This is a genomic window from Agrobacterium sp. P15N1-A, assembly GCF_044626815.1.
Classification (GTDB): domain Bacteria; phylum Pseudomonadota; class Alphaproteobacteria; order Rhizobiales; family Rhizobiaceae; genus Agrobacterium; species Agrobacterium leguminum.
This window is the reverse complement of the sequence record NZ_JBIUPF010000005.1, coordinates 1-23293: the sequence shown is the minus strand read 5'-3', so window position 1 is coordinate 23293 and position 23293 is coordinate 1. Positions and strand designations below refer to the sequence as shown.

General features: G+C 56.6%; 24 protein-coding genes. 8 read left to right on the top strand and 16 right to left on the bottom strand.

Annotated features, from left to right (window positions below; translation table 11 throughout):
• The first annotated feature begins 19 nt into the window (after positions 1–19).
• A complete protein-coding gene (locus tag ACIK7D_RS17530; protein ID WP_400156947.1) occupies positions 20–520 on the top strand; it encodes a hypothetical protein in 501 nt (166 codons plus the stop codon).
• Positions 521–603: 83 nt separating this feature from the next.
• Here ACIK7D_RS17530 and ACIK7D_RS17525 read toward each other — a convergent pair whose 3' ends face one another.
• Positions 604–939: a hypothetical protein gene (locus tag ACIK7D_RS17525; protein WP_400156946.1), complete on the bottom strand. Its 336-nt coding sequence runs from the start codon at positions 937–939 to the stop codon at positions 604–606.
• Here ACIK7D_RS17525 and ACIK7D_RS17520 point away from each other — a divergent pair.
• From ACIK7D_RS17520 to ACIK7D_RS17510, 3 genes are all read left to right on the top strand, one after another.
• Positions 938–1138, top strand: coding sequence for a hypothetical protein (locus ACIK7D_RS17520; protein WP_137454828.1), 201 nt, complete (start codon positions 938–940; stop codon positions 1136–1138). The genes ACIK7D_RS17525 and ACIK7D_RS17520 overlap by 2 nt on opposite strands.
• Positions 1139–1210: 72 nt before the next feature.
• The gene (locus ACIK7D_RS17515; protein WP_137454829.1) at positions 1211–3154 is read left to right on the top strand and encodes an ABC transporter ATP-binding protein/permease; all 1944 of its coding nucleotides are present in this window, start codon (positions 1211–1213) and stop codon (positions 3152–3154) included.
• Between the two features lie 192 nt (positions 3155–3346).
• A complete protein-coding gene (locus ACIK7D_RS17510) occupies positions 3347–4159 on the top strand; it encodes a nickel-binding protein (RefSeq protein ID WP_137454830.1) in 813 nt (270 codons plus the stop codon).
• A gap of 34 nt (positions 4160–4193) precedes the next feature.
• Here ACIK7D_RS17510 and ACIK7D_RS17505 read toward each other — a convergent pair whose 3' ends face one another.
• From ACIK7D_RS17505 to ACIK7D_RS17485, 5 genes are all read right to left on the bottom strand, one after another.
• Complete coding sequence (locus tag ACIK7D_RS17505; protein ID WP_137454831.1) at positions 4194–4682, bottom strand: cupin; 489 nt, start codon at positions 4680–4682, stop codon at positions 4194–4196.
• A gap of 138 nt (positions 4683–4820) precedes the next feature.
• Complete coding sequence (locus tag ACIK7D_RS17500; protein WP_400156945.1) at positions 4821–6836, bottom strand: hypothetical protein; 2016 nt, start codon at positions 6834–6836, stop codon at positions 4821–4823.
• A gap of 148 nt (positions 6837–6984) precedes the next feature.
• On the bottom strand, positions 6985–7878 hold the full coding sequence (locus ACIK7D_RS17495; RefSeq protein WP_137005799.1) for a DMT family transporter: 894 nt from the start codon (positions 7876–7878) through the stop codon (positions 6985–6987).
• Between the two features lie 256 nt (positions 7879–8134).
• The gene (locus ACIK7D_RS17490; RefSeq protein WP_137005800.1) at positions 8135–8539 is read right to left on the bottom strand and encodes a hypothetical protein; all 405 of its coding nucleotides are present in this window, start codon (positions 8537–8539) and stop codon (positions 8135–8137) included.
• 46 nt (positions 8540–8585) lie between these two features.
• On the bottom strand, positions 8586–8804 hold the full coding sequence (locus ACIK7D_RS17485; RefSeq protein ID WP_104680070.1) for a hypothetical protein: 219 nt from the start codon (positions 8802–8804) through the stop codon (positions 8586–8588).
• Positions 8805–9226: 422 nt separating this feature from the next.
• Between ACIK7D_RS17485 and ACIK7D_RS17480 the strand changes: the two genes are divergently transcribed.
• The gene (locus tag ACIK7D_RS17480; protein ID WP_174033806.1) at positions 9227–11041 is read left to right on the top strand and encodes a hypothetical protein; all 1815 of its coding nucleotides are present in this window, start codon (positions 9227–9229) and stop codon (positions 11039–11041) included.
• A gap of 547 nt (positions 11042–11588) precedes the next feature.
• Here ACIK7D_RS17480 and ACIK7D_RS17475 read toward each other — a convergent pair.
• The 3 genes from ACIK7D_RS17475 to ACIK7D_RS17465 form a co-directional block, all read right to left on the bottom strand.
• A complete protein-coding gene (locus tag ACIK7D_RS17475; RefSeq protein ID WP_174033808.1) occupies positions 11589–11984 on the bottom strand; it encodes a type II toxin-antitoxin system HigA family antitoxin in 396 nt (131 codons plus the stop codon).
• Positions 11984–12280 (bottom strand): type II toxin-antitoxin system HigB family toxin, encoded by a 297-nt coding sequence (locus tag ACIK7D_RS17470; protein ID WP_174033810.1) that lies wholly within the window; start codon positions 12278–12280, stop codon positions 11984–11986. Before ACIK7D_RS17470 ends, ACIK7D_RS17475 begins: the two co-directional genes overlap by 1 nt.
• Positions 12281–12729: 449 nt before the next feature.
• Complete coding sequence (locus ACIK7D_RS17465) at positions 12730–13110, bottom strand: thermonuclease family protein (RefSeq protein ID WP_174033816.1); 381 nt, start codon at positions 13108–13110, stop codon at positions 12730–12732.
• A 150-nt stretch (positions 13111–13260) separates the two neighbouring features.
• Between ACIK7D_RS17465 and ACIK7D_RS17460 the strand changes: the two genes are divergently transcribed.
• Complete coding sequence (locus ACIK7D_RS17460; protein ID WP_174033812.1) at positions 13261–13584, top strand: hypothetical protein; 324 nt, start codon at positions 13261–13263, stop codon at positions 13582–13584.
• Positions 13585–13896: 312 nt separating this feature from the next.
• On the opposite strand, the gene ACIK7D_RS17455 is transcribed toward ACIK7D_RS17460, so the two are convergent.
• On the bottom strand, positions 13897–14808 hold the full coding sequence (locus ACIK7D_RS17455; protein WP_400156944.1) for a LysR family transcriptional regulator: 912 nt from the start codon (positions 14806–14808) through the stop codon (positions 13897–13899).
• A 119-nt stretch (positions 14809–14927) separates the two neighbouring features.
• Between ACIK7D_RS17455 and ACIK7D_RS17450 the strand changes: the two genes are divergently transcribed.
• Positions 14928–15794: an aldo/keto reductase family oxidoreductase gene (locus tag ACIK7D_RS17450; RefSeq protein ID WP_400156943.1), complete on the top strand. Its 867-nt coding sequence runs from the start codon at positions 14928–14930 to the stop codon at positions 15792–15794.
• Between the two features lie 348 nt (positions 15795–16142).
• A complete protein-coding gene (locus tag ACIK7D_RS17445) occupies positions 16143–16832 on the top strand; it encodes a gamma-glutamyl-gamma-aminobutyrate hydrolase family protein (protein ID WP_400156942.1) in 690 nt (229 codons plus the stop codon).
• A 157-nt stretch (positions 16833–16989) separates the two neighbouring features.
• On the opposite strand, the gene ACIK7D_RS17440 is transcribed toward ACIK7D_RS17445, so the two are convergent.
• The 6 genes from ACIK7D_RS17440 to ACIK7D_RS17415 are packed head-to-tail and all read right to left on the bottom strand — an operon-like array spanning position 16990 to position 23178.
• Positions 16990–18180, bottom strand: coding sequence for an MFS transporter (locus ACIK7D_RS17440; protein ID WP_400156941.1), 1191 nt, complete (start codon positions 18178–18180; stop codon positions 16990–16992).
• Between the two features lies 1 nt (position 18181).
• The gene (locus tag ACIK7D_RS17435) at positions 18182–19171 is read right to left on the bottom strand and encodes a dipeptide epimerase (RefSeq protein ID WP_400156940.1); all 990 of its coding nucleotides are present in this window, start codon (positions 19169–19171) and stop codon (positions 18182–18184) included.
• Positions 19168–19701: a peroxiredoxin gene (locus tag ACIK7D_RS17430; RefSeq protein WP_400156939.1), complete on the bottom strand. Its 534-nt coding sequence runs from the start codon at positions 19699–19701 to the stop codon at positions 19168–19170. The genes ACIK7D_RS17435 and ACIK7D_RS17430 overlap by 4 nt, the downstream gene beginning before the upstream one ends.
• Positions 19698–20951 carry an ATP-grasp domain-containing protein gene (locus ACIK7D_RS17425; RefSeq protein ID WP_400156938.1) on the bottom strand — a complete coding sequence of 418 codons (1254 nt, stop codon included), beginning with the start codon at positions 20949–20951 and terminating at the stop codon, positions 19698–19700. The genes ACIK7D_RS17430 and ACIK7D_RS17425 overlap by 4 nt, the downstream gene beginning before the upstream one ends.
• An 8-nt stretch (positions 20952–20959) precedes the next feature.
• Entirely contained in the window at positions 20960–22159 is a 1200-nt protein-coding gene (locus tag ACIK7D_RS17420; RefSeq protein ID WP_400156937.1) for a phosphotransferase, read from the bottom strand.
• Positions 22159–23178: a SidA/IucD/PvdA family monooxygenase gene (locus ACIK7D_RS17415; protein WP_400156936.1), complete on the bottom strand. Its 1020-nt coding sequence runs from the start codon at positions 23176–23178 to the stop codon at positions 22159–22161. The genes ACIK7D_RS17420 and ACIK7D_RS17415 overlap by 1 nt, the downstream gene beginning before the upstream one ends.
• Between the last annotated feature and the right edge of the window lie 115 nt (positions 23179–23293).

Sequence of the window (23293 nt, the reverse complement as noted above, 5' to 3'; positions counted from 1 at the left end):
ACCGGGCTGGAGACAAAAAATGGCGTTGCAGCACTCGAAACCGCTGAAGGCCGCAATTGTGGCGGGGATGGTCGCCGCATCCGGCGCCCATGCGCAGGAACCGGCGAGTGGATTGACCTGGACCAGGGATCCCGCCAGCCGTTGCGAATTCGTTTCACCAGTGTCGCTAACGGTCGGTCCTACATATTGGACCGGCGCATGCCCGGGGAACAAGGCGTCCGGCCTCGGCATGCTTCGCCGTCGCGATGGTGACAAGACCGGTCCCGCTTTTTATGGGCGAATGCAGGCGGGCGTGCCGGTGATCGGCGTTATCGATGATGAAGGTTATCGCGTTGGCGCGTTCAGCAAGGGCGACATCGGCAGCGACGCGCAACAGCAACCGCAGGTCGGGCTGGACGCCTTTCGCCTCGCGGCCGAAGCTGCGCGGGAAGTGGCCGGGCGTTATGCCCGGGACGGCAATGCGGCCTCGGCCCGGCATTACGAAGCCGTCGCAAAGCAACTGGAGGATCAGGTCGAATGATGATGGGCCGTCATAGGGCGAAGAGTGCCGGCATCGCATTGGCGCTTATGGGGTTTGCAGCGCCGTCATTTGCGCAGCAACCGTCACTTCCAGACGAAGTCAGCGCTTTCGTCAGCCGCCGGGATGGCTGTGATCATTTCCGTGGCGAGGAAGCCACTGATCGTGATCGCCGTGCCCAAATAGAAGAAGCACTGAACCGGCTGTGCCGCGGAAGCGATGCCGATTTGGCCCGCCTCAAACGGCAGTAAAGCGGGAACAAGGCTGTCATGACGATTCTCGAGCGCTATGAGCCCGATATTGAAGGTGACGGTGCTGCCGAGTGAGGCGAAAACATTCATCGCAAACCAAAGGCGTGAAGCAACGCGGCCTGAATGTGCTACATGAACCGCATACGCAGCCATTTTGGAGAGGATTACCATGTCGAATTCTTCCCTGGACCTGATTATCGCCGCCGCACTCATCGTCGGTGGCCTTATGGCTTTTTTTCTCTTTCTCTATCTCACCGGGCATGATCCCGATGAAACCCCGCTGGGCCTGATGGAATGGATCATCGCCGGCGCTCTGCTCGGACCGGGATTTGGCTATCTGCTGAAATGGAGAAAAAACCGAGGTCGCTAGCCCGGCGTCTTCGGCCGACCGCAAACCGTTCCGGAACGGCAACCTTTCAAACCGTCATCCGTTTAAGCATCCATGACCGATGCTGACGCAAAACCCAAACCAGTCGATGGCACCGGCCACAACGGTGCAGAGAATGTTCATGCCAACCACGCCCCTGATGATCCCCTCCCGCCGGAAGAAATGGAACCTGCTTCGGGTTTGACCCCGCAGCAGGCCGAAGAGGCGCGCAAGAGATATCTCCTGAAGCGCTTCTGGATCAGCGCCCGGGGTTTCTGGAGCCGCCGTGGGGATGGGCTGGCCTGGCCGTTCTCCATCGGGCTTCTCGCTATGATCGGCGTAAATGTCGGTTTCCAATATGGCATCAACGTCTGGAATCGCGGAATTTTCGATGCGATTGAAAAACGGGATGCATCGACGGTCTACTTCCTTGCTTCCATATTTCCGCCGCTGGTTCTCGGAAGCGTTTTCATTGTGACCTCGCAGGTTTACGTCAGAATGCGCATTCAGCGGCGCTGGCGGTCGTGGCTCACCAAGGTGCTGGTCTCCCGATGGATTGCAAATGGCCGCTATTACCAGCTCAACCTGATCGACGGCGACCATCAAAACCCCGAGGCGAGGCTGTCGGAAGATATGCGGATCGCCACCGAAGCGCCGGTGGATTTCGTAGCGGGCGTCATTGCCGCCTTCGTATCGGCCTCCACCTTTATCGTCGTCCTGTGGACGATTGGCGGCGCGCTGACGCTGCCCATCGGCGGGGTATCTGTCACGATACCCGGCTTTCTCGTGATAGCGGCGGTAATCTATGCGCTCATTACATCGAGTTCCATCGCGTTGATCGGCCGGAACTTCGTCAAGGTCTCCGAAGTCAAGAACCAGCTGGAGGCGGAATTCCGTTACACGCTGACCCGCGTCCGGGAAAACGGGGAGAGCATTGCCCTGCTTGGCGGCGAAGAGGAGGAGCGGAGCGACCTCGACAGGAGGTTCCGCAATGTCCGGCACCAGTGGAAGCAGATGGCGCAGCAATATATGCGCACCACCGTTGTGTCGCATGGGTCGATGTTGATCGCGCCCGTTGTTCCGCTTCTTCTCTGCGCGCCCAAATTTCTTGATGGAAGCATGTCCCTCGGCCAGGTCATGCAGGCGGCATCCGCTTTCACCATCGTCCAATCCGCCTTTGGCTGGCTGGTTGACAACTATCCCCGGCTGGCGGACTGGAATGCCTGTGCACGCCGCGTTGCCTCCCTGATGATGTCGCTTGACGGGCTCGAGCGGGCCGAACAGAGCGACAAGCTCGGCCGGATCGTGCGCGGTGAAACGGAAGGCGAAACGATGCTCAGCCTCAAGGATGTCTCGGTGTCGCTCGGCGACGGCACCGCCGTCGTCAAGGAGACCGATGTGGAAATCGGGCGGGGAGAAAGAGTGCTCGTCGCAGGCGAATCCGGATCGGGCAAAAGCACGCTCGTTCGGGCAATTGCGGGCCTGTGGCCATGGGGCGGGGGCAGCGTCAGTTTTCGCGCCGGCAGTCGGCTTTTCATGTTGCCGCAGCGGCCATATATTCCCTCCGGGACGTTGCGCCGGGCGGTCTGTTATCCGCAGACGGCCGAGAGCTGGACCTTTGAAGAGATAGGGGGGGCTCTCGACAAGGTCGGTCTCGGCCATCTCAAAGACAAGGTGGAAGAGGAAGCGCCGTGGGATCAGACGCTGTCTGGCGGTGAAAAACAGCGGCTGACCTTTGCCCGCCTGTTGCTGAACCACCCGGATATCATCGTCATGGACGAGGCGACTGCGGCTCTCGACGAAAAAAGCCAGGACAGGATGATGCAGACGGTGATCGACGAATTGCCCGACGCCACCATCGTCAGCGTGGCGCATCGTGCCGAGCTGGAGGCCTTCCATAGCCGAAAGATCACCTTGGAACGCCGGGAAGGCGGAGCAAAGCTGGTCAGCGACATCCACCTCATTCCCCGTAAGGCCCGACCCGGCTTCCTGCTACGGCGCATGGTCAAACGCAGGTGAGAGGCCGTCAGTCGCTCCAGCCGTCGTGTGTGCTCGGTCTACACAGCCCCGAAATTCTAACGCTAACGAATATCGCCCTTTCCGGTGTTTGGGTCTTGTCCGGCGTCACCCGTAAGAACGATGGACGACAATTCGGTGAAGTCATAAAATGGGGGGCAGAGGAGGCAAAGATATACTCTTGGGGAGGAAACAATGCCTATCTTCATGGACCGGCACGAGCTTGCCGGCGTTTCCGCTGCGGATATCGCCGCGGCACATCTTAAAGATATCAACATTCAGGATCGGTACGGTGTCAGGTTTTTGACCTATTGGTTCGATGAAAGGCGTGGCACGGCCTTTTGCCTTATGGATGCCCCGGACGCTGAAACCGCGCAGTGCGTGCATCGCGAAGCGCACGGCTTCGTCGCCAGCGAAGTGGTGGAAGTCGCCCTGTCGGCGGTGGAAGCGTTTCTCGGGCGAATACAGGATCCGGTGGCGCCTGTGGCGGCCTCGAAAAATATGGACGCCGGCCACCGTGCGATCCTTTTCACGGACATTGTCGGTTCAACCGAAATGACGGCCCGCCTCGGCGATCGTATGGCGGCGGAACTCATTCGGGCGCATGACGCTCTCGTGCGCGGTTGTTTGGGGCGGCGCTCGGGACGGGAAGTCAAGCACACCGGCGATGGCATAATGGCGGTGTTCTCCTCCACGCCGTTTGCCGTGGATTGCGCCATCGATATCCAGCGCGAGTTCCATCGTTACAACAGCGACAGGGGCGAGCCCATCCACATCCGCATCGGTCTGGATTGCGGGGAGCCAATCGAAGACAGCAATGATTTCTTCGGCACGACCGTGCAATTGGCCGCAAGGCTTTGTGCAGCCGCCGGGAGCGATCAGATCCTGATTTCGGACAAGACCTTCCAGGAATATGGCGGCGCCGATGTCCTCGTGCATGGCGATCGTTACAGGCTGAAAGGCTTTGCCGAACCGGTCCTCGCCTATAGTTGCGAGTGGCTGCATTAGCTACGGCCTGTGTCGCGACCGAATGGATCGCCCCTTAGCGCCATATCTCGGTCAGGCCGCCGGAGGCTCCGTGCACAGGGTCTGTCGCAGGTTTTGGCAGGGATCTAATCCGCTCGAGCATTTCATCGCTGGGCGCGGAAGTCTGAATATCGGCCTTTTGCCCCGGCGGATAAGCACCCACCACTTGAAAATCCGCAGAAGCACTCAGCTTCATATGGCCGGTTCCGGCGGGCAGGATCAGGCAATCGCCCTGTGTGACCTCCAGAATTTGCCCCTCGGGCCCGCCGATCTGCAAAGTCGCCTCGCCACGTCCCACGCCCAGAACCTCATGCGCGCCGCTGTGGTAATGGTGGTAGTCGAACACGCCATTGCGCCAGATGCCGCTCCATTTGTTGCGGGAAAACATGGCCTTGAAATCCGGGGAGTCCGAGTCCGGGCCAACGTTTCGATAAATGATGACGGCAAAGGTCTGATTGTTGGGAACCTGCCCGCCGGGGCCGAAAGTGAGTTGCTCGGTTTTCATCTTGATGCTCCTCATGTTCTGCCCGCAGGAGAGGCGGACTTCTCGGACATTCAGGTCATAATCTCATGAGAATAGCAGTTCCGGCGGCCTCAAGCTCGAAAAACCGGGCTTGAGACCTTTGCCGGAGGAGTGGCCGGTTTATTCGGCCGTCGCCTGAATATCGACCTTGTCGAGAAGCCCCATCGGATTGTCGGAGGCGGCAACCAGATCAAAAATGCCGAGGCCGTTTGCGCCCGTGGATTTGACCGTTACCGTCAGGGTCCCGGGTTTGCTGATGAACTGGACGAGCGCTTCCACGGCGTTCTGCAGCTTCGGCTGTTCAGCCGCCACCTGCGGCAGCATCATGCTCGCCACCAGTGTCAGGGTGGCGCGTACCTGATCTTCCGTCATGTCGTTCTGCAGGGCATAAAGCTTGATCGCCTTGGCCATCAAACCTTCGTCCTTGATCGTGAGCTTCACTTCGCGGCCGGCGAGCCCGAAGAGCGCCGCCTGCGCGCGATTGACGTCGAAAGAGAAGAACTCTTCGGTAAAGCCGCTCACCAGACCGGCAAAATTGACGCTGCCGAAATCCTTGCTGCTAAGCGAGATATCACGGATCACCAGATTGCTGTTCGGTTCGTCCCAGCCGGCGGCGAGGCCATAAGAGAAGGCCAGCGTTTCGAGACCCAGTTTGCGGGCCTCGACGAAAACTTCCTCCTCCGAATCTGCCGGGATTGGAACGGTGAGGTCGTCCTGCCGGATCTCGATATCGGTCGGAATGCCGTTGAAGGGCTTGGTCAGCCCCATCTCGAAATTCTTGAGTGAGAATTTGATACGTTCCGGCGTTCCGGCCACTTCTTCTTCCGTCTCCTCCTCCGGCTTTTCCGGCGCGGCCATATCGACGTTGATGCCGCCGACGCGCACCCGGCCAAGTTCCGGTATCAGGCGATTGAACTGAAAGGTCTCCATCTGCGTCTCGTCGAGCGCGATGATCTCGGAAATTCCCTTGAGCGTCGAGCTCCAGTCAAAGCCCTTGAGGCTTGCTTCCGCGACTTCGATCCTGCTGTCGCCATCGCCGATCGACATGCCATTCAAGCCGAAGTCGAGCGTGCGGCTGTCCATCTGCATGTCGATGCGGTCGATGGCGGCCTTGACCCTTTTGCCGGCCGCCCCTTCTTTTTCGTCCGGCGCGTCGGCCTTGAGGCCGATGAGCTGCATGTTGCTCTTGCCGACCATGTCGAGAATGGACACGACTTTTGCGAAGAGCGCCTGGCGCGCCTCCGGTGAAAGCTCGTCGGGATCTTGGGTGGTCGTCAGCGTTTTGAGGGTGTCCAGCAGCGGCTCGGACGGCATGCGGGCGGTAAAGCCGTCGCTGCGGATTTCATCGTAACTGAAATGACCGTCTCCGTCAGAGAAGGAAACCGCCTTGACGGAGAGCGGGCCGTAGAGCGGTTTCGCTTCCTTGTCTTGCGGGCCGGCCTTCTCCGTATAGAGCCGGGCGAGATAAGCGACGTCGATGTCCTGGCCGGCGATCGCGCCGGTCGACACGACCATATGCTTATCCTTCATCGCGCCGTCGCTGTCGGGAAGCTGCATCTTGATGTCGTAGCTGCCATTGTCGATCGAATAGCTGGCAATGCGGCCGCCGGCGATCTCGGAGAGGGCCAGGTTCCTGTAAACGGTCTTCTGCTCGGTGGTCGCGACCGACTGGGTAAACGTCACCTCCGGCGTGGAGATGCGCGCGGCCGCGAAGCGCTCGATGCGGCGGGCGAGGGAGCCGCCGTTTCCTTCCGCCTGTCCCGGTTTTTCGAAGGCGGCATTCTCGATGCGCGCCTGCGCCATCGAAATCTTTCCGGTCGGCACATCGATGTCGATGGTGTTCATGTCAATCGCGCCGTCCAGAAACGGAAGTTTCGGACGTCCGTCGATAGCCGCGATCTTGATATTCCTGCCGTCTTCGAGCGGCAGCGTCAGATCGCGAACATGAATTTTCCCGAGAAAATCGACCTCGATGGACGTGGCGGTCGCACCGCTGCGAGCAACCAGCTCCTTCACCTTCGCTTCGTAGAAGGTCTTGCCGCCGACGACGCCCGCAGCGGCAACGGCAATAATCGCAACCGCCGCCCAAAGCGCCCTGCGCCGACCCTTGCCGGTCTGGATGTTTTCCTGTTCCACGAAGTTGGTCCTCTCTAACGAACTGATATTGACCGCCTTTTAAGCACGCAAAAGTTGCTTAGCAAGTGATCGTTGCCGGCTTAATCAAGGCGTGAAAAATCGCGGGGCGGAGGCGGTGTTGCAGCAGTCGTTCGCCATCCGGCTGAAGCTACCGCCAGAACATCAGCGCCATGCCGGCCACGACAAGTGCAGCACCCGCCCATGCGCCGGGCGCCGGCAGCTCCCGTGTCCTCAGCCACAGCAGCGGCAGGATGATGACAGGCGTCGTTGCCGAAAGTGTCGAGACAATGCCCACCTTGCCGCCGGAAAGGGCAAAGAGAAGCAGCGTCATGCCGAAAGCCAGGGCGATGATGCCCGTGAGAGCCGTCTGCAGGAACAGGCTTCCGGTCAGCCTGCCTCGTGGCTTGACAGCCTCGATGGGCAGCATCGTCAGCGCCGTCAGACAAAGAGCGGCCACCCCGACGCGCAGCATGGAGGCGGCAAGAGGATCGACCCCGGTCGCCATCACGGGCCTTGCAATCAGCGAGCCGACCGCCTGGCTGAGCGCGGCAAGAAGGCCGAAAAGCACGCCGAGCCAGAGCGGCCCCTTCACGCTTTCCCATTCGTGCAGCTGCGCCTTGCGTTTGCCGAAGAGGATCGCCAGCAGCACGCCGCCCAGCGTCAGGCCTATGCCGGCAATGGCGCTGGCGGGAAGCTGCTCGCCAAGCACCGCCCATCCCAGCAGCGCGGCGATCGGGGCATTCAGCGCAAACAGGATTCCAGAGCGACGCGGCCCCAGCCGGTTGAGGCAGGTGAAGAGAAGCGTGTCGCCAACGAAAATGCCGATGAAGCCAGAAAGGAGAAGCGAAGACAGCGCCTCCGGCTGAAGCTCCCGCCAGCTGCCCGAGGCGAACACATAGACACCCAGCAGAGCGGCGACAAAAAGCTGCCGCGTCCTGTTGAAGGCCAGCGCTCCAAGCCGCCCCGCCGGGCCGGCCGAAAGAAGCCCGGTCATTGCCCAGCAGGTCGCGGCGCCCACGGCAGCCAGTTCGTAGATCGGCATGTTTTCCCCGTCGATTCGCCGCCTGCTTCCGGCCGCGGACACTATCCCTGGCTGCACCCATCGCAGATTCCGGGTTTGCCCGCCATACCATAAGCATCGCCATCAACGGCATGAACCGGCATATGGCCCACCGCCCGTGGCGGGCAAGCCGCCGCATCCGCTCGCAACAAATGCGCCGCACCCGTTCAGTTGCCCATCCCCGATGTCAGCGTGCACCGGCTTCAAGTCTGCGAACGGGCAGTCCAGTCACCGCGCGTCATGCGCCATTGATGATGTTGCAGATGCCCTCGCGGATGACGTTCTTGTCCGCGATCTGTCCAGCCTGAATGTTGAAGACAGCATCGATCCGCACAGCGGCGCCTTTCTGCCGGGCCACGACCCGCAGCGTCTGAATTCTGCCGCTGCCACTGGTCTCCTGGTGCGCATCGATGGAAGACAGCGCCTTGTTGATCTGGATGCCGGAAAAACCCTCCGCCGCCACGGCCTGAGCCAGCTTTTGAAGCACGGCAGGCGCTTTCGCCTTCGGCAGCTCCTGCCAGGACTTGTAAGAGACGGCCGTCACCATCGGTACGCCTGAGACCGTGAAGTTCTTCTCGCAGGATGCCGCGAGAACGGGGCTTGAAAAGGCGATCATGCCAAGAGCTGCTATGACATATTTCATTTCGAATAATCCAATCGTTGGTGAAGGCTGAAAGCTGCCGGTCGCATCACAATGTCGACCGTTTTCCTCTGTAGGCGGCTGGCGGCGGAAGCGCTTCATGGGCTTGCGCCAGCGTCTCAAGCCATGTCGCCAGGCCAGCGGGAACCTCCTCGTTGCCCGCTTCCAGCGCCTCAATCCATGAAAGTTCGCATTGCAGGGCGGACGCAATATTGATCGGCGTCCAGCGGATCACCCGCAGGCATTGATTAAAGCGTTCTGGTGACATGATGATTTGATGTTTTCCCCGTCATTTTCTTGGCGAAGCTCACTCAGGTGGCTGCGAGAGTCAATCTTTTTCTGCAACTTTTGATGGCTTGTTTCCGGCGCGACAGTTGCATCCGCCACCTGTTGCCGAACGCCATGGCGGGAAGGCGAAAGGCTCGGTGCCCAAACGAAACGGCTGGTCGATGCATCCGCATTTCATCAAGAGCTTAAAACATTCGATCGTTCCATCTACCGTAACTGCCTCGCAATGGATGAACTTGCGTCGCAAGCGCGATACTGATGTGCTGTTGCGACTGGATCCAAGAATCTTCTCGCGTTAATCATGACAGCCGACTTTGCTTTACAATAGCAACCTCCGGCAATAGCGAATGAGGTAACCAACCTACCGAGCGGATGCACCGCAATTTTGAATAGTGCTGCATTATGGTCTACAAGGCGTTTTTTCCGGTACTTCTTGCCCTCGTCATCCTGACAATACTCGTCGTCAATATTCCTCAATTGGTCACGATTGCGGCGATAAGCATTATCGGTCTTCCAATAGCGTTGGCGCTGTGGGCGGCGCCGTCACTTCTACTCAGTTGCATAGTCTTTCTGATCATCTTCAGGTTTTTACCATTTCGCGGGCCACGTCGCGTGTTTCTTTCGGTCGCGCTCGTGCCAACCACGCTTGCTTTGTTGCCCCTTATCCTGACACTACCGCTTTATCTGGAGGCACGAGAGTGGGTTTCGGACGATCTCAACCGCGTCAGCCTTCCGCTCAATTCACGGACGATCGCATTCCGCCAAGCAGAGGGCGACAGATGCGATGAGTTCTGCATTCTTGTATTGCTGGCAGGCTCAGTGGAAAAGGTGATTGTGGCGCGGACGATCCCCGGGCAAATGGAGCTGGAACCACAGCAGAGCGCAAATGCGTTTCGGTTTGAGAGAAGGCCAGTCTGCCCGGTTGCCCAGGGAAAATTTAGTGCAAACGCGCTAGTCCAGCCTCACCCGACCCGGCATACACCGCCGGTCCGCGTCAACGATGTCGTTAGTCTGAAAGCAAGCCAGGGGCTATGTCTCATCAGCGAACACGCCACACTTTCCGAAGCCGACCTCGTGGTCACACGACAACAGGTCAAGAGCCGCGGTTACTCATTCGAAGGAAAACAGCGCGGCTACGACGACGCGCTTTCGGTATACAGGTTAAGTGCCCATGCCAGAGCCGCGGCGTCGGCATCGTTTCGTGAAATCTATCGGCACACCGAAGTAAAATACCGTACGCTCGGATATTTGTTGCTGCCTGTCCTACAAGGGGGCGGCTGGGTCCAGGAAATTGGTTGGTGGCAAATTGATCGGCGGTTGAGCCGGGGTGAAAGACATGTAGACAGGGAAGAAGATTTGAGCAGATTTCTGACTGATACGCTTGGGATCAAGCTGACAATCGACACCAGTCGTATAGAAGAAGAGATAACAGTCAATATCGAGGCTGCAATAGCGGCTGGGCGCGCACCAACGACTGGGGAGTGGAGAGCTTACACGGATTATCACAACAGTCTGCCGCTGGTCGATGAACTCTCCAAGCCGGCATTTGATCTCCAGCTTAAAATTCTGGCAGATCCGATATTGCCACCACCTCCGCGTCTCGGCGTTCTGGTGCACGACGCGCGTGAGAACGAACGGGCGGCGTTGCCTGTGCTAGCAAGCGAGATGATCAAACGTGCGCTTGCCGGTAGAACCTGGCCGGACTCGATTGACGTCACTTTAGAGCAGTCACTCGAAAACCTGAGCAGTGGCATTGCGGCTTTGCCTGATAAATACCTTGAGCCGTATATTGTCGAGATGGCGCGGCTTTCCGAGCAACCGGAAGCACGGCTCTGGATGAGGGCGGCGCTTACGAGACTTCACGTCTACGGGGAGGCAGCCGTTCCCGCAATGTTAAACCTGATTGAAGCCGGCTTAACAGAAGGAGATGATGCTATCTCTCAGAGCGATAATTTTCAGGCCTACCTTGCTGGTGTACAAGGCCTCTGCCTGGCGGGCGGCTCCGCATCGTCCGCGCTTCCGCAGCTGCGCGAGTGGCTCTCAAGCCATCGCCTTTCTCTGTCTGGCAGAGCCGGCGAAATTCTTGCGATTGCAATGGCAAGGATGGTCGCGCACCCTCCGGAGGCCTCTTCGGTTACAAATCGCGGCAAGGAGCGAAGTCAATCCGTGAGATATTTAGAGCGCAGCCGGTCGAGTGATCGCGATTGCCACGTCTGAACGACGCGCCGCGCGATAGCGGCGATCCGGGCAGCAGACGTACCTTCCTCAAGACGGATTGTGACCGGGCCTACGACAATCTCGGCGCGGGAAACCGGGGTGACACTCGGCGGCTCAGACGAGAGGTGGTTCGCCCTCAGACCCTACGTTCCGCCCCTTCGTTCACCGTCACGCCGAGCCGCAAGCTCTGCGAGACGATCCCCGGCTTGACTTGGTCAAGCCAGTGACGATGGACCTCCCGTCGACCCGTGAGAACCTCCGCGGTAGCCTCCGTGGAAAAACTCCTTGTCGATCGTCTAGGGAACATCGATCACAGATCACGCGGCGGCGCGCACAATGTGGCGCAGAACACCGGTTACAGAAAACCTCGAAGTACGCCGTATTCAACTCGACCGCGGCCGCTTACCACGAACTGCCTCCCGCGCGCAGAGGTGGCGTAGAGACCGCGCTTGATAGGTGTCGGAATTGTCTGCCCATTTGCTGTCTTGGCTGATCAGGCGGTTGTTCTCAGGCGTTATTTGGAGTTTTGGAATGACGCTGGCAGTCGTCAGGCGTATTTCAGTTCCGGACCGGCGAGATGATAAGGCTCGACAAGGCAATCGGCAGGAATTCCCCATTCCTTGTGCAGCCGGTGAATCATTTCGACAGTCAGGGCACGTTTTTTGTTCAGCACTTCGGATGCACGGGAGCGAGAACCTAACAGCGTCGCGAGGTCACTTTGGCTGCGTCCCGTCAGCTCCATGTGGGCCTTGATAAGTTCAATCGGCTCGGGCGCATCGATGGGGTAGTGCTTATCTTCGTATGCTTCGATGAGATCGGAAAGGACATCGAAGCGCATGCCATCGGTGCTGAAAGGATCAGGCGGGTTATCGAAATACTGGCTGACCTCTGCAATGGCCCATGCGAGGTCATCATCGTTTCTGATGGCGCGAATGTTATCCATTACACTGTCTCCGGGTTAATCTGGTCGTATTCCTTGTGAGTGCCAATGAACTTGATCAGCACTCGCTTGTAGGGGTAGGCGACGTGGACGATAAGCCGGTATTTGTTGCCCGATATATCGAAAATGATGCGATTGTCGGAAACAAAATCTACCGCCGCGCCAAATGTTGCCTTCACATCGGCCGGCGTCGCCCATTCAGCCTTGCTGACGATCGCATGCCACGTTTTTAGGGGCGTCTCGGCTTGAGCGTGAAGCTCCCAGAATTGTCTCAGTGTGGACTTGGCGATGATCTGCATAGTTTTTGCTATCATATTCCCAAATTGGGAACAAGAGAAATATTTCCCATAACGGGAACAATCGGGCGTTAACTGGAATGTGGTGGAGGGAATATTGCAATCAGCCGTTCAATTGGCGCAGGGAAATGGGCTTTGCGTATAAAGCGAAAGGCCCGAACGCAGAAGATGTCGCGTCGGTGTTGAGCTACGCAGTCTTATGGCAGGCTTTGAAGAAGCACTTCACATCGCCGCGACAAATCCTTTCGCTCCAGTAGAGCACGAAAAGAGAGCAGCTGCGGCAAAGGTAGCCGATGCAACACCTGTGCCCCCTGTTGCCGCGCGCGAAAAACAGCCAGCCAGCGCAACAGAAGTGCCGAAAACAGGGGGAGAGACCTCGGCCAAAATCAGAACTCTATTCAGAAAAGAGCCCGATTCTAGCGGGCTTTTTTCGCGATGATAATGCCCTAGCATCAAGGTTGCCGGCGGCCGGTCCATGCCCTGGCGAGCTCACCAAGGCTCCTTCCATCGCGCACTAGAACACGAAGCTTGCGGCCGTACTTGTCCTCGTCGCGACCTTCCCATTTCAAAATTTTAAAGGGCCCGGCATTGACGAGCAGCAACAGCCGTGAAGTGGCCCGCGATCCCAATTCCGCTTCTGACTCGCACTTGGGATTGGAAATCTCAGGCGTATCAATATCTGCGATGCGAATTTTCACACCTTCGCGCCAGAGCGTGTCCCCGTCGATAACACAATGCGTTCGCACCGATCCAGAACACAGTGTGGCGTCGGAAGGTGGCGTAGGGCGGAGCGGCGGAGCGCCAAGCGGCGATGATCTGCAAGGAGCCGTTATCCATACCGCTTAACAATGCGCCTTCGCCGTAGAATATATTGTAGACCCATCAGGGAAAAGGCGATGATTGAGATCACGCACGAACGAGTGCGAGTGCCAACGCAGGCTCGCCGCCGTTAGCAAGCTACGAGTACAAGGATTTAATTCAATATGAAAATAGCTACAACTTTCGGAACGTTGATAAGCGCTGCTTTGAGTGCATCAGCTATGGCCCAGACGCTGGATTTACCCTCTCCCAGAGAAGCAGCGCGAGCGTACGTCAAAGCGACGAACTCAATGGGAATGAGTTGGGGCGAGAAAAAGGAAGGCGATTACATCGTGACCCTCGGTGAATGCGCCAAAAGCACATCTGGGCCGGGCTTAATTTGCATTGCTTCCATCAAAGGGAACGTCGCGAATGCGAAGCCCTTTCATAACAAACTCGGATTTACCAAAGGCCCCTCGGGGGAATGGATTGCAACATTCGAACGCTGATTTACCCCATGAAAGGGCTTCTAGCGTAGCCTACCTTTAGAACCGCTCATTCCAAAAGGATTCTATTCTATCTTTGATTGTGACCCCAGACGGGTGACCGTCTGGGGTTCGGCATTTCCAGTCAAGCAGTTTTGAACCTGCAACCTGTTATCCAATTGGTTCATTAGCCACCTCGGCGGATGACATGTCGAACGGGCGATATTTGGTCGTTTATCATATTAATTCAGTTGCTTGATCTCAACGTGTGAGGGCCGCAGGTTCGTATCCCTTCAAGGCGAGGACCGATCTTCAAGATCAAACCGAAGCGTCCGCTCATTCTACTCCGACCTTGTGCGATTGCTTCACGAAATCGATAAATGCGCGCAATGGCGCGGGCACAAGGCGCCGCCCAGGGTAATAGAGGAACGGGCCCGAAAACTGCAGCCACCATTCTTCCATCACCGGCACCAGATCTCCTCGATCGAAGTGTGGCCTTAGCCAGTCCTCGAAAATATAAATCATGCCAGAACCGGCAATGGCTGCGTCGATGCCAAGATCGGTGCCGCCGCCGAACTGGACCACGAGGTTACCTTTCGGATTTATGATGACTTCCTCCCCATCGCGTTCGAATTCCCAAGAGGGGAGTGCACGCCCCGAAAACCGCCCTAGAATACAATCATGCGAAAGCAGGTCTCGTGGATGTTGCGGTCGACCCCTCCTTGCGAGATAACGCGACGACGCGGCAAGGGCGTAGCGCTGCTGACGCGGGCCGATCGGCAAAGCCACCATATCCTGCTCGAGCCGTTCGTCATAACGGATGCCAGCATCGCAGCCGCTTTTTATGATGTCGACGAAATTCTCGTCGGTCACGATTTCCAGTCTTATGTCCGGATAGGCTGCCAAGAACGGCGGCACGATCGCAGGCAGGACCAGCCTTGCCGCGCTCATCGGGACATTTAGCCTGAGCTCCCCCGAGGTGCGACCGCGGCTGCTTTTTACCTCGTCGAGTGCCGATGCCACCTCTGCAAAGGCAGGTCCGGTGCGCTCCAGCAAGAGACGTCCGGCCTCCGTTGGGAGTACGCTGCGGGTGGTGCGATTGAATAGTCTTACCCCAAGGTCTTCTTCCAGGCGTCTGACGGCATCGCTCAACGCCGAGGAGCTGATGCCACTTTCGCGCGCGGCCTGCCGAAAACCTCTGGATCGAGCTACCAGCAGAAACGCATTGACGTCCGTAATGTCAGGCACCCGATTCTCCAACTCGTGAGACTGATTGTCCGTCCAAGCGGACGACCTGTCCACATTATAGCTGCTTGTGCCGCATATGCCAGACATCTATTTCTGGGGACGACAAGGAGTATACATCCATGAGCACTATTGAAAATTCAGGAACCTACAAGCTTGGTGACCATATGGTGCGCCGGTTGGGTTATGGCGCGATGCAGCTTGCGGGCAAAGGCGTTTTCGGGCCTCCGCGCGATCGTCCGGAGGCCATAGCCGTGCTGCGCGAGGCGGTGGAAAGCGGTGTCAACCACATCGACACCAGCGACTTCTACGGCCCGCATGTTACAAACGAGATCATACGCGAGGCCTTGCATCCCTATGGCAGCGACCTGGTGATTGTCACGAAAGTCGGCGTAGTCAGGGGAGCTGACGCCTCGTGGAACGCGTCATTTTCGCGCGCCGGCCTGACACAGGCCGTTCATGACAACCTCCGCAATCTCGGGCTCGATGTGCTCGATGTAGTGAACCTGCGCGCCATGTTCGACGTGCATGGTCCCGCCGAAGGCTCGTTGGATGAGCCGCTTCAGGTTCTGGCGGAGTTGAAGCAACAAGGCCTGATCCGGCATATTGGACTGTCTAATGTCACGGCCAAGCAGGTTGAGGAAGCCGGCAAGATCACCGAGATCGTCTGTGTGCAGAACCAGTACAATCTTGCGCATCGCCAGGACGAAGCCTTAATCGACACGCTCGCCGCTCGAGGTGTCGCCTATGTCCCGTTCTTTCCTCTTGGCGGCTTTTCGCCGCTGCAATCCTCGACCCTGTCGAGCCTCGCCGCCCGGCTCAACGCCACGCCGATGCAGGTGGCGCTTGCATGGCTTCTCCAACGATCGCCGAATATTCTCCTGATCCCTGGCACTTCATCACGAGTCCATCTGCGGGAAAACCTCGCAGCGGCCACGATAGAGCTTCCCTCGGAGGTACTGTCGGAGCTGGATAATGTTGCTGCCTAATGCCGTTTGTTTAGATCTGAGGAACCTGTGGAGGTTGATGGTTCAGGGGATGTTCCGGCATATCTTCATAGAGGTTGTGAATTGCGGATCCGCAGTGAGTTCATCCGGCTAAAACCGTCGGCTCTTAGAAATACGAGTTGCTCCGGCGTTTCCGCGCGGCGACAAACAAGGTCAGACTCGTCTCATCCTGATCGTCTGCGATCGGCGCTTCCGAAATCCGCCGGACCAACCCACTTTCGGTCCGTTGTTACTCACAAGTTTTGGTATGAAACCGGCAACTATCGATTTTTTTTAATCCTCAGCGTGCAGAAATTCATCCTTGAAAAACTGAGACGGGATCGGGAGCCAATGCGTAAGCCACGCATCGCCATCATTCTTGATGAAAACACCACTACGGGCGGAACGCGTTACGAGACCGCCAAGGGCTATTTCAGGGGAGTGGGTAAAGCCGGAGGTCTTCCTTTTGGCATCCCGTATCTTCCTGAAGTCGTGGACATTGTTGTGAACGAGTTCGACGGCTTGGTCTCCGTCGGCGGCCGGTTTGCCTATCCCGATGATTGGTACATCTCAGGCGAGATATCCAAAGCACCTCAATCGGAGCGTCTCGAGGTCGAAAGGGCAATAGTCGAGGGTTTCCTGGAAAGGGACAAACCCATCCTCGGCATATGTGCCGGCATGCAGATGCTCGCATGCCTAAACGGCTGTCGCCTGACGCCCGATCTACGTGCATTCTATCCGACTGCCAATGAACACGACAAACGAGACCACCTTCATGCGGTCGAGATTGTCCCGGAATCCCGCCTGGCGAAGATCATTGGCAAAACTCGCATCGAGGTGAACACCTTCCATCGCGAAGCGATCGCACAACTGTCACCGGCCGTTCTCGCAAGTGCCTACGCTGATGACGGTATCGTTGAGGCTATCGAGGTGATTTCCAACTCGTTTGCGATTGGTCTGCAATGGCACCAGGAGTTATTTGTTGATGCGGACCATCCAGGAAATGCTTTGTTTCACGGCCTTGTGGACGCAGCATCCTAGCCCGCCGCTTCGGGAATACCGAGGTTAGATCCAACTGGCATGCGGTCGCATCCGGCTAATGTCACCCGGTTTTGTCTGACTCGAAACGGCTTATCATCCGCGACCGCCACTGATTACATCGCACTAGGTTTCACCGCCGCGTCGAATGTTAGGAGGTTTATGACCGAGGCCCGACTCGGGCGTGGTTATCGCGGTCCACCAAGTACGTTGCCGCAAATGCGATGATGAGGAGGACTGAACCGAAAAGCAGAATATCTTGTACTGTTGCGTTCGACCATACAGATGGTAGTGCGTAAATTAGGATCCCCATCAAAGATGTGAATGTTGAAAGATTGCTCCGCACTCTACCGAAATATTGATTAGGGACACTCACCAGAAGATAGCTGTCCGAGAGGATTTTCGAAACCGAAAATCCTAAACCCATTGCAAGAAACATGACGATCGTTATCAGAAAAGAATGGATAACGGACAAGACGACGAACGATCCCGCCATTACAACCAGGCCAAATCGGGCGAGCCATGGTCGGTCTTTCGGAGTATCACTTCGGGCGATGGCCAGCGCTGTGCCAAAAGCGCCTAGAGACCACATGGAATCGACAACGCCGAAATGCCAGGCTGAAAGTGAGAGCACTTGCTCGATGTAGCCTGGCAATACCGAATTGGAGATTTGTCCCACTGCGTACGCGCTCACCGAGATGATCGCGTAAGACAATATGACCGGCTGCTTCATAAATCGCGCACCTTCGGAAAGCCCTTGAAAAAACTGCCTCGCTGAAGGCTTCGAGTTATGCAGCACCCTATCATTAACGCTCAAGAGTAGGAGCGCGCTCGTCGTCATGGTGGCTGCCGCTGCACAAAACCCCATGGTTGGGGACAACCAGACGAGAAAGCCGCCGATCAAAGTGCCCAGGATGAGCCCGGCCTGACGCACCATGTTGAGCGTGGGGGCAAGCGATCTCCTCAATTCTTCCGGAGTGGCTCCCTGGATGATTGCTTCCTGCGTGGGAATTACGACTGCCTGTCCTAGCCCCGCAACGATGGACAATAGCCAGAAGATCGGCATACCATTTGCTTGATGAGCAATAACCGCAAAAGCCATCATCGATATCGAAAACAGAGCAGCTGCGGACAGCGCTATCAGTTTTCGGTCGTTTTTGTCGATGAGCACGCCAGAAAACGGCGAAATAACCAAACCAGCAACGTTGCCCCAGAGCAGAACTTGCCCGACTGATGAAAAGTCACGGCCGACTTGCATAGCTGTCCACGACAAGGTTGTGATGTAAATTGTTCTGGATAGATTTACTAAAGCAGCTGAGGCTATTTGTTTCTGGAAGAGCAATGGGACCATGTCATCCCCACAGGGCTTGATGAGGAAGGCCGACGAGGCCACTGTTAATCGCAAGTGCGTTTTTGCGATCTTGCGCGAGTAGCAGCGGAGCGTCCAGGTCACAAAACTCACACAACTCTGCAAGAAGCCGTGCCGGGGCAACGTTCAGAGAGGTGCCGACCATGCAGCCGACCATCAGGCGGAATGAGAGATCGGATGCTTTTCTGGCTGCTTCGAGGGCCGAAGTTAACCCGCCAGCCTTCTCGAGTTTGATATTCAGGAAATCGTATTTCCCGACAAGGTTCGGTAAATCAAAGGCATTCCGAAAACTCTCATCGGCGCAAATGGGGACGCAGCGGTCTATTTCGCATAAACTGTCATCAGCGTCTCTGGGAAGCGGTTGTTCCAAAAGTGCGACGCCAAGCGCCTCGAGCTCAGGCAGTGACGTCTGAAGATACGCGGGGGACCAAGACTCGTTCGCGTCTACGATGATGGTCGCATCTGGCCGCACCGAGCGAACGGCAGCGATCCGCTCGATGTCACCAGTTCCAAGCAGCTTCAATTTGAGTGTGGAGAAATTGCGAAGCAACACGGCCTTTGACGCCATGTCGGAAGGAGAGCCTATGCCTATGGAAACACAAGACGAAACGGTGGAACGAACAGGAATCTGCACCAAGTCCCATACGCGTTTGTCAGCCTGTTTGGCACGAAAATCCCATAGAGCGCAGTCGACTGCGCTGCGCCCCGTGCCGGTTACCATCGCTGCGATGACGTCGCCGGGGTTCGCGCCAGCTTCAAAACTGAGTGCGGCATTTTGCAAATCAGCCTTTACCATAGCCAGGTCTTCGTGATTGCTGCCGCTTGGCACGCACTCGCCTCTGCCCATGAAGCTGCCATCTGAAAGTTGAACTTCCAAGGTCGTTGTCGAGGTTTTGGCGCCTCTCGCGATGACGAAAGCATCGGCTAGCTGCCATGTCCGTTCGATGATGGTCAGGTTGTAGCGTGACCTCATTTGTTCCAGTCCCGAAGGACAGAAACGACTTCCGACGCATTTTCTTCTGGCTTTGTGATAGGGTACATCACCTGCCGGATATAGCCGTTCTCCGAAATCAGGGTTAGCCGGCGAAGCAGAATCAGGCCCTCGACTTCAAATGTTGGCAGCCCCAAGGACTTTGCAAAGGTCGACTCGTTATCGCTTAGAAGCGGGAAGGGGAGGTGAAGCCTTCGGACAGCCTCTCGCTGATAATCGGTCTCTTGTGTGCTCACTCCAAACACGGCGGCACCCAGGCCACTTAGTTCATCGTGGTGATCGCGGAAGGAACACGATTGAGGCGTGCATCCTTTGGCTCCTGGAATCACATCCCAATCCTTCAGTGGAGCCACACCAGGCGCGCTGGTACGAGGATAGGCATAGACAACAAGAAATCGACTTTGGAGGTTTCTCAGATTGACAGGGTGACCATCGGTGGAGATCAGGTCTGTGTCAGGGATGGGAGAGCCGATGAGCGACGCTGTGTCAAAGTCCGCGATTTCGTTGGTCATGCTGCTTTTGCTTTGTTATCGGGAAGGGCAAAGAACTCGTCTTTGAGAGACAGAGCCTTCAAAGCTGATCTGAGTGCGATTTCACAGTCTGATGCACTTGGAGCCGACACAACGACGTAGCCGACGCGATCCCTTGGGTCTCCAAATTCTACTTGGGTCGGCAGGTCCTTTGCCAGATAGCACTCGACGACGTTTGGAATGCCAGAAACTGTTTCCAACGCTGATCGCGACTTTTCATCGACCTCACCGGCAAGCAAGAAACCTATGCGTGACACCGATGTTGATGGGGCTGCATGGATATCTATGGGCGCGCCGATCGTTGATTTTATCACAGCATCGATCATGTCGATGCCAAACGCCTCTCTAACCAGAAGGGGTATCAGATCCCCCGCGATCCGCTGGTTTACTTCGATTAATGAGAAGCCGTCCCCAAGAACATGCATTTCTACGTGGCAGCACCCAAAGGATAGGTCGAGAGCTGCAACTGCGCGCTCGGCCAGCTCCATTGCGGCGGCGTACCATTCTTGTGCAAGCTTTGCCGGGACTTGATGTCCTGTTTCAAGAAAGATCGGAGGCGGAGTGATGTATTTCTCGGTCAGGGCCAGAGCTCGCCCATTGAAGACCTCAACCGAGATTTCAGGCGCTGAAACGAATTTCTCCAGGAGTAGCATTTGCTCTATCGGTATACCGCGGTAATTGGTTGCCTGTCGCAGCCAATCGACTGCGTGCGCCAGCAATTCCGGCATGTTGTCGAACTTCTTAACGCCCATGCTCCCTGCGCCACTGACTGGCTTGCAGACGACGGGGAAGCCGATATTCAGCGCGGCATCTTCGACGTCGGCCGCTGATCTGCAAATTTGAAACGCTGGAAGCGGCAACCCCTTTGCAGCAAAAGCTTCTTTCTGATTGTGCTTGTGGCGCGCATACCGCGCGGCCTCCGGCTTTTGGCCGGGGAGGCCCAAAGCATCGGCGAGAAACGCGACTGCCGGCATATAATAATCGTATGCGCTTGTGACGCCGAGAATCTTATTCGCAGAGTTGCGGTTGAACTCGTTTAGCTCACGCAGCATCCCGGCTTCGTCATTTGTGTTTGTTTCAATAAATCGGATCGCCGGATTTCCATAAAAAGGAAAGCGCCCTGGGTCTCGGCTGAGGAAAAGAGGTGTGTATCCACCGGCAAGTAGCCCGTCGAGCAGAAGTTTGCTCGTACCGATGGAACTGCTTTCAATTACGGCGATGATCTTGTCCATGGTCTTCCTTAACGAGCCTCTGTTCTTGTTGCCGCTTCCTTCAGAAACAGTACCGCGACCCCGTACACGGCGGCCCAGGCGGACTGCGTCTTGATTGCGTTCTCATACTTCAACCACCCAAACAGCGCGTTTGCTGCGCCTGTCAAAAGGCGCACCTCCCATCCGGGGGTTAAACATTCTCGGGGAACCAACTCATCCGCTCTTGAAAGGAAGGTCTCTATCGAAGTCGTGACATCAATTTTCAGATCTAGCTCGATAGCCTCGTTTTTGATCGAAACCACACAGATTTCATCCGATCTTTGAGCATCGATGTTTGCCAAAATCTGCGTCATCGCAGCAACGCTGTGGAGCATCGTGCTCAAGTCATAAATAGGATCGCTGTAGCCAAATTTGTCGATCGGCTGATCGTCCCACTGAAGACGTGGATCGATAAGGAGAAAGCGACCCCCGCCTCGTCGTCGTAGGACATTCTTAAGGTGAAAGTCACCATGTATTCTCGAGGACTTTGTTGACGGCAACTCGCGCAAAAAGCGGCTTACAGCATCATCGTAGTTTGAGGCGCCTCGTAGCTGTTCGCCGTTCAACCGGATACCCTGATGGATAACACGGCTGACGTTCTCGCGGGAACCGAGGCATTTCTCCGCAAATTCAAGGAAATCCGCCCGGCCGAAAATCGTGCGAATACGCTTGGTGTAATGGTAGTTGGCAACATTGCAGCGGTGCTCGATAATGGAAGACGCCATCATCTCCTTCAAGTCCGCTGTCATGTCGCGAACCGTTTCGAACCAATCGCCGGCAAGCGTCCCTTTGATCAGGTCGCTGAAAACCAGACGTTCTGTTGATGTCGGTTCGCCTGCCTCCATAGCGTACCATCGATCACTGCCGTAGTTTCCATAACCAAGAATTCGCGGGAATGCCGCACCGGCATCTTCCAGGAATCGTCTCTCGTTCTCGACTATACGGGCCGCCCCCACCTTGATCACATATGGGAAATCGCCTTCGATTTTGATGATTGCACGGGAATCAGCGCCGCTTGGTAGAAGCGAAAGCCCTTTTATTGTGGCGAGGTTGATAGTTTCGCCAACTCCGAGCTGATCGGTTATCTTTCTATAGAGGGTCTTGCCTTCAACAGGTTCTTTTAGCCCGAAGAGAGCGCATAGCTGTTGGGCATCGCTCCCGACGCCGTCGCCCACGGGATCACTCGCCATTACTGCATCACCGCTTTGGCGATACGCTGTGCGCGGACAGGAACCAGGGATAACAACGCCTCCGAGAAACCGTGCGTACGCTCCGCATAGCCCTGGAGGAACACGTTGAAGCCCAGTGGACCAGATGAGCTCTCCACCTTGTAATCGCCGTCCAGCAGATAGGACCGTCCATCGTCCGTTGTCTTCAGCAGGGGTTGGATTTGCTCAAGGAGGGGATGTGGGCACGGGCGGTCATAGCCCGTGGCCATAATGAGCACGTCGGACCTGACTTCACTCACACGTCCAGAAGGCAAGTCCCGGATTTTGGCGACAACTCGGCCATTCAGCTCTTCCGCCTCCGTCAATTCCGAAAATGGATTAAATGAGAACCTGTTAGTGCCGGATGTGCGGTCGTAATACACCGCCTCATACAATTTGGGTAACATATCAATCGTCACGCCATTGTGAGTGACATGCCAATAATCCTTAACGACTTTATCCCTCCACTCCTGAGGTAGCTTTTCGAAAAGCTCCACTCCTGATGGCATGAAGAGCTCATTCACAAAGTGGCTATCGTCCTCAGGCCTCATAGCAAAGGATCGATGGGTCATCTTAATCTGAGAAAATGGGAATTCAGTTGATAGATAGGCGAAGATGTCTGCGGCGGATTGGCCTGAGCCAATGATGTGGAACACGGTATTGGGCGTATCAACCAACTCCAGTTCCTCAAGATGCTTTAGTGTTGAGCTGCCGTGAAATACGCGCTTTGTCGGGGTCAATCCGACCGGTAGTTTAGGAGAGCCGCCGTCAGCCAGAATCAGGTTTCGAGTTTTTCGAAAGGTACTTTTGCCAGCGCTGTCCACTGTTTCAACGATGATAGGAGAGGCGGCGGGGTTTCCGGGGATCGCGAGCGATACCGACCGGACTTCTGTTTTAAACCTGGCGAAATCTTGCAGTTTGTCCGCCGCCCACTGAAGGTACTCATTGAACTCGACGCGGCGGGGATAGAAGGTTCGAAGATTGATAAATTTGAACCGCACCGGGTCTGCCGGAGGCTGTTTGGTTTAAGTTATGCGGCCATGGCTGGTTCGTCCAGCATGGCGTAATATCGCTCCTCGGCTTCGGCTGGCGGAATATTTCCAATGGGCTCCAGAA

Bases quoted from the DNA above. Each gene is read 5' to 3' on its own strand.
- ACIK7D_RS17530 (WP_400156947.1), top strand. From the start codon at position 20: ATGGCGTTGCAGCACTCGAAACCGCTGAAGGCCGCAATTGTGGCGGGG.
- ACIK7D_RS17520 (WP_137454828.1), top strand. From the start codon at position 938: ATGTCGAATTCTTCCCTGGACCTGATTATCGCCGCCGCACTCATCGTC.
- ACIK7D_RS17525 (WP_400156946.1), bottom strand. From the start codon at position 939: ATGGTAATCCTCTCCAAAATGGCTGCGTATGCGGTTCATGTAGCACAT.
- ACIK7D_RS17515 (WP_137454829.1), top strand. From the start codon at position 1,211: ATGACCGATGCTGACGCAAAACCCAAACCAGTCGATGGCACCGGCCAC.
- ACIK7D_RS17510 (WP_137454830.1), top strand. From the start codon at position 3,347: ATGCCTATCTTCATGGACCGGCACGAGCTTGCCGGCGTTTCCGCTGCG.
- ACIK7D_RS17505 (WP_137454831.1), bottom strand. From the start codon at position 4,682: ATGAAAACCGAGCAACTCACTTTCGGCCCCGGCGGGCAGGTTCCCAAC.
- ACIK7D_RS17495 (WP_137005799.1), bottom strand. From the start codon at position 7,878: ATGCCGATCTACGAACTGGCTGCCGTGGGCGCCGCGACCTGCTGGGCA.
- ACIK7D_RS17490 (WP_137005800.1), bottom strand. From the start codon at position 8,539: ATGAAATATGTCATAGCAGCTCTTGGCATGATCGCCTTTTCAAGCCCC.
- ACIK7D_RS17485 (WP_104680070.1), bottom strand. From the start codon at position 8,804: ATGTCACCAGAACGCTTTAATCAATGCCTGCGGGTGATCCGCTGGACG.
- ACIK7D_RS17480 (WP_174033806.1), top strand. From the start codon at position 9,227: ATGGTCTACAAGGCGTTTTTTCCGGTACTTCTTGCCCTCGTCATCCTG.
- ACIK7D_RS17475 (WP_174033808.1), bottom strand. From the start codon at position 11,984: ATGGATAACATTCGCGCCATCAGAAACGATGATGACCTCGCATGGGCC.
- ACIK7D_RS17470 (WP_174033810.1), bottom strand. From the start codon at position 12,280: ATGCAGATCATCGCCAAGTCCACACTGAGACAATTCTGGGAGCTTCAC.
- ACIK7D_RS17460 (WP_174033812.1), top strand. From the start codon at position 13,261: ATGAAAATAGCTACAACTTTCGGAACGTTGATAAGCGCTGCTTTGAGT.
- ACIK7D_RS17450 (WP_400156943.1), top strand. From the start codon at position 14,928: ATGAGCACTATTGAAAATTCAGGAACCTACAAGCTTGGTGACCATATG.
- ACIK7D_RS17445 (WP_400156942.1), top strand. From the start codon at position 16,143: ATGCGTAAGCCACGCATCGCCATCATTCTTGATGAAAACACCACTACG.
- ACIK7D_RS17440 (WP_400156941.1), bottom strand. From the start codon at position 18,180: ATGGTCCCATTGCTCTTCCAGAAACAAATAGCCTCAGCTGCTTTAGTA.
- ACIK7D_RS17435 (WP_400156940.1), bottom strand. From the start codon at position 19,171: ATGAGGTCACGCTACAACCTGACCATCATCGAACGGACATGGCAGCTA.
- ACIK7D_RS17430 (WP_400156939.1), bottom strand. From the start codon at position 19,701: ATGACCAACGAAATCGCGGACTTTGACACAGCGTCGCTCATCGGCTCT.
- ACIK7D_RS17425 (WP_400156938.1), bottom strand. From the start codon at position 20,951: ATGGACAAGATCATCGCCGTAATTGAAAGCAGTTCCATCGGTACGAGC.
- ACIK7D_RS17420 (WP_400156937.1), bottom strand. From the start codon at position 22,159: ATGGCGAGTGATCCCGTGGGCGACGGCGTCGGGAGCGATGCCCAACAG.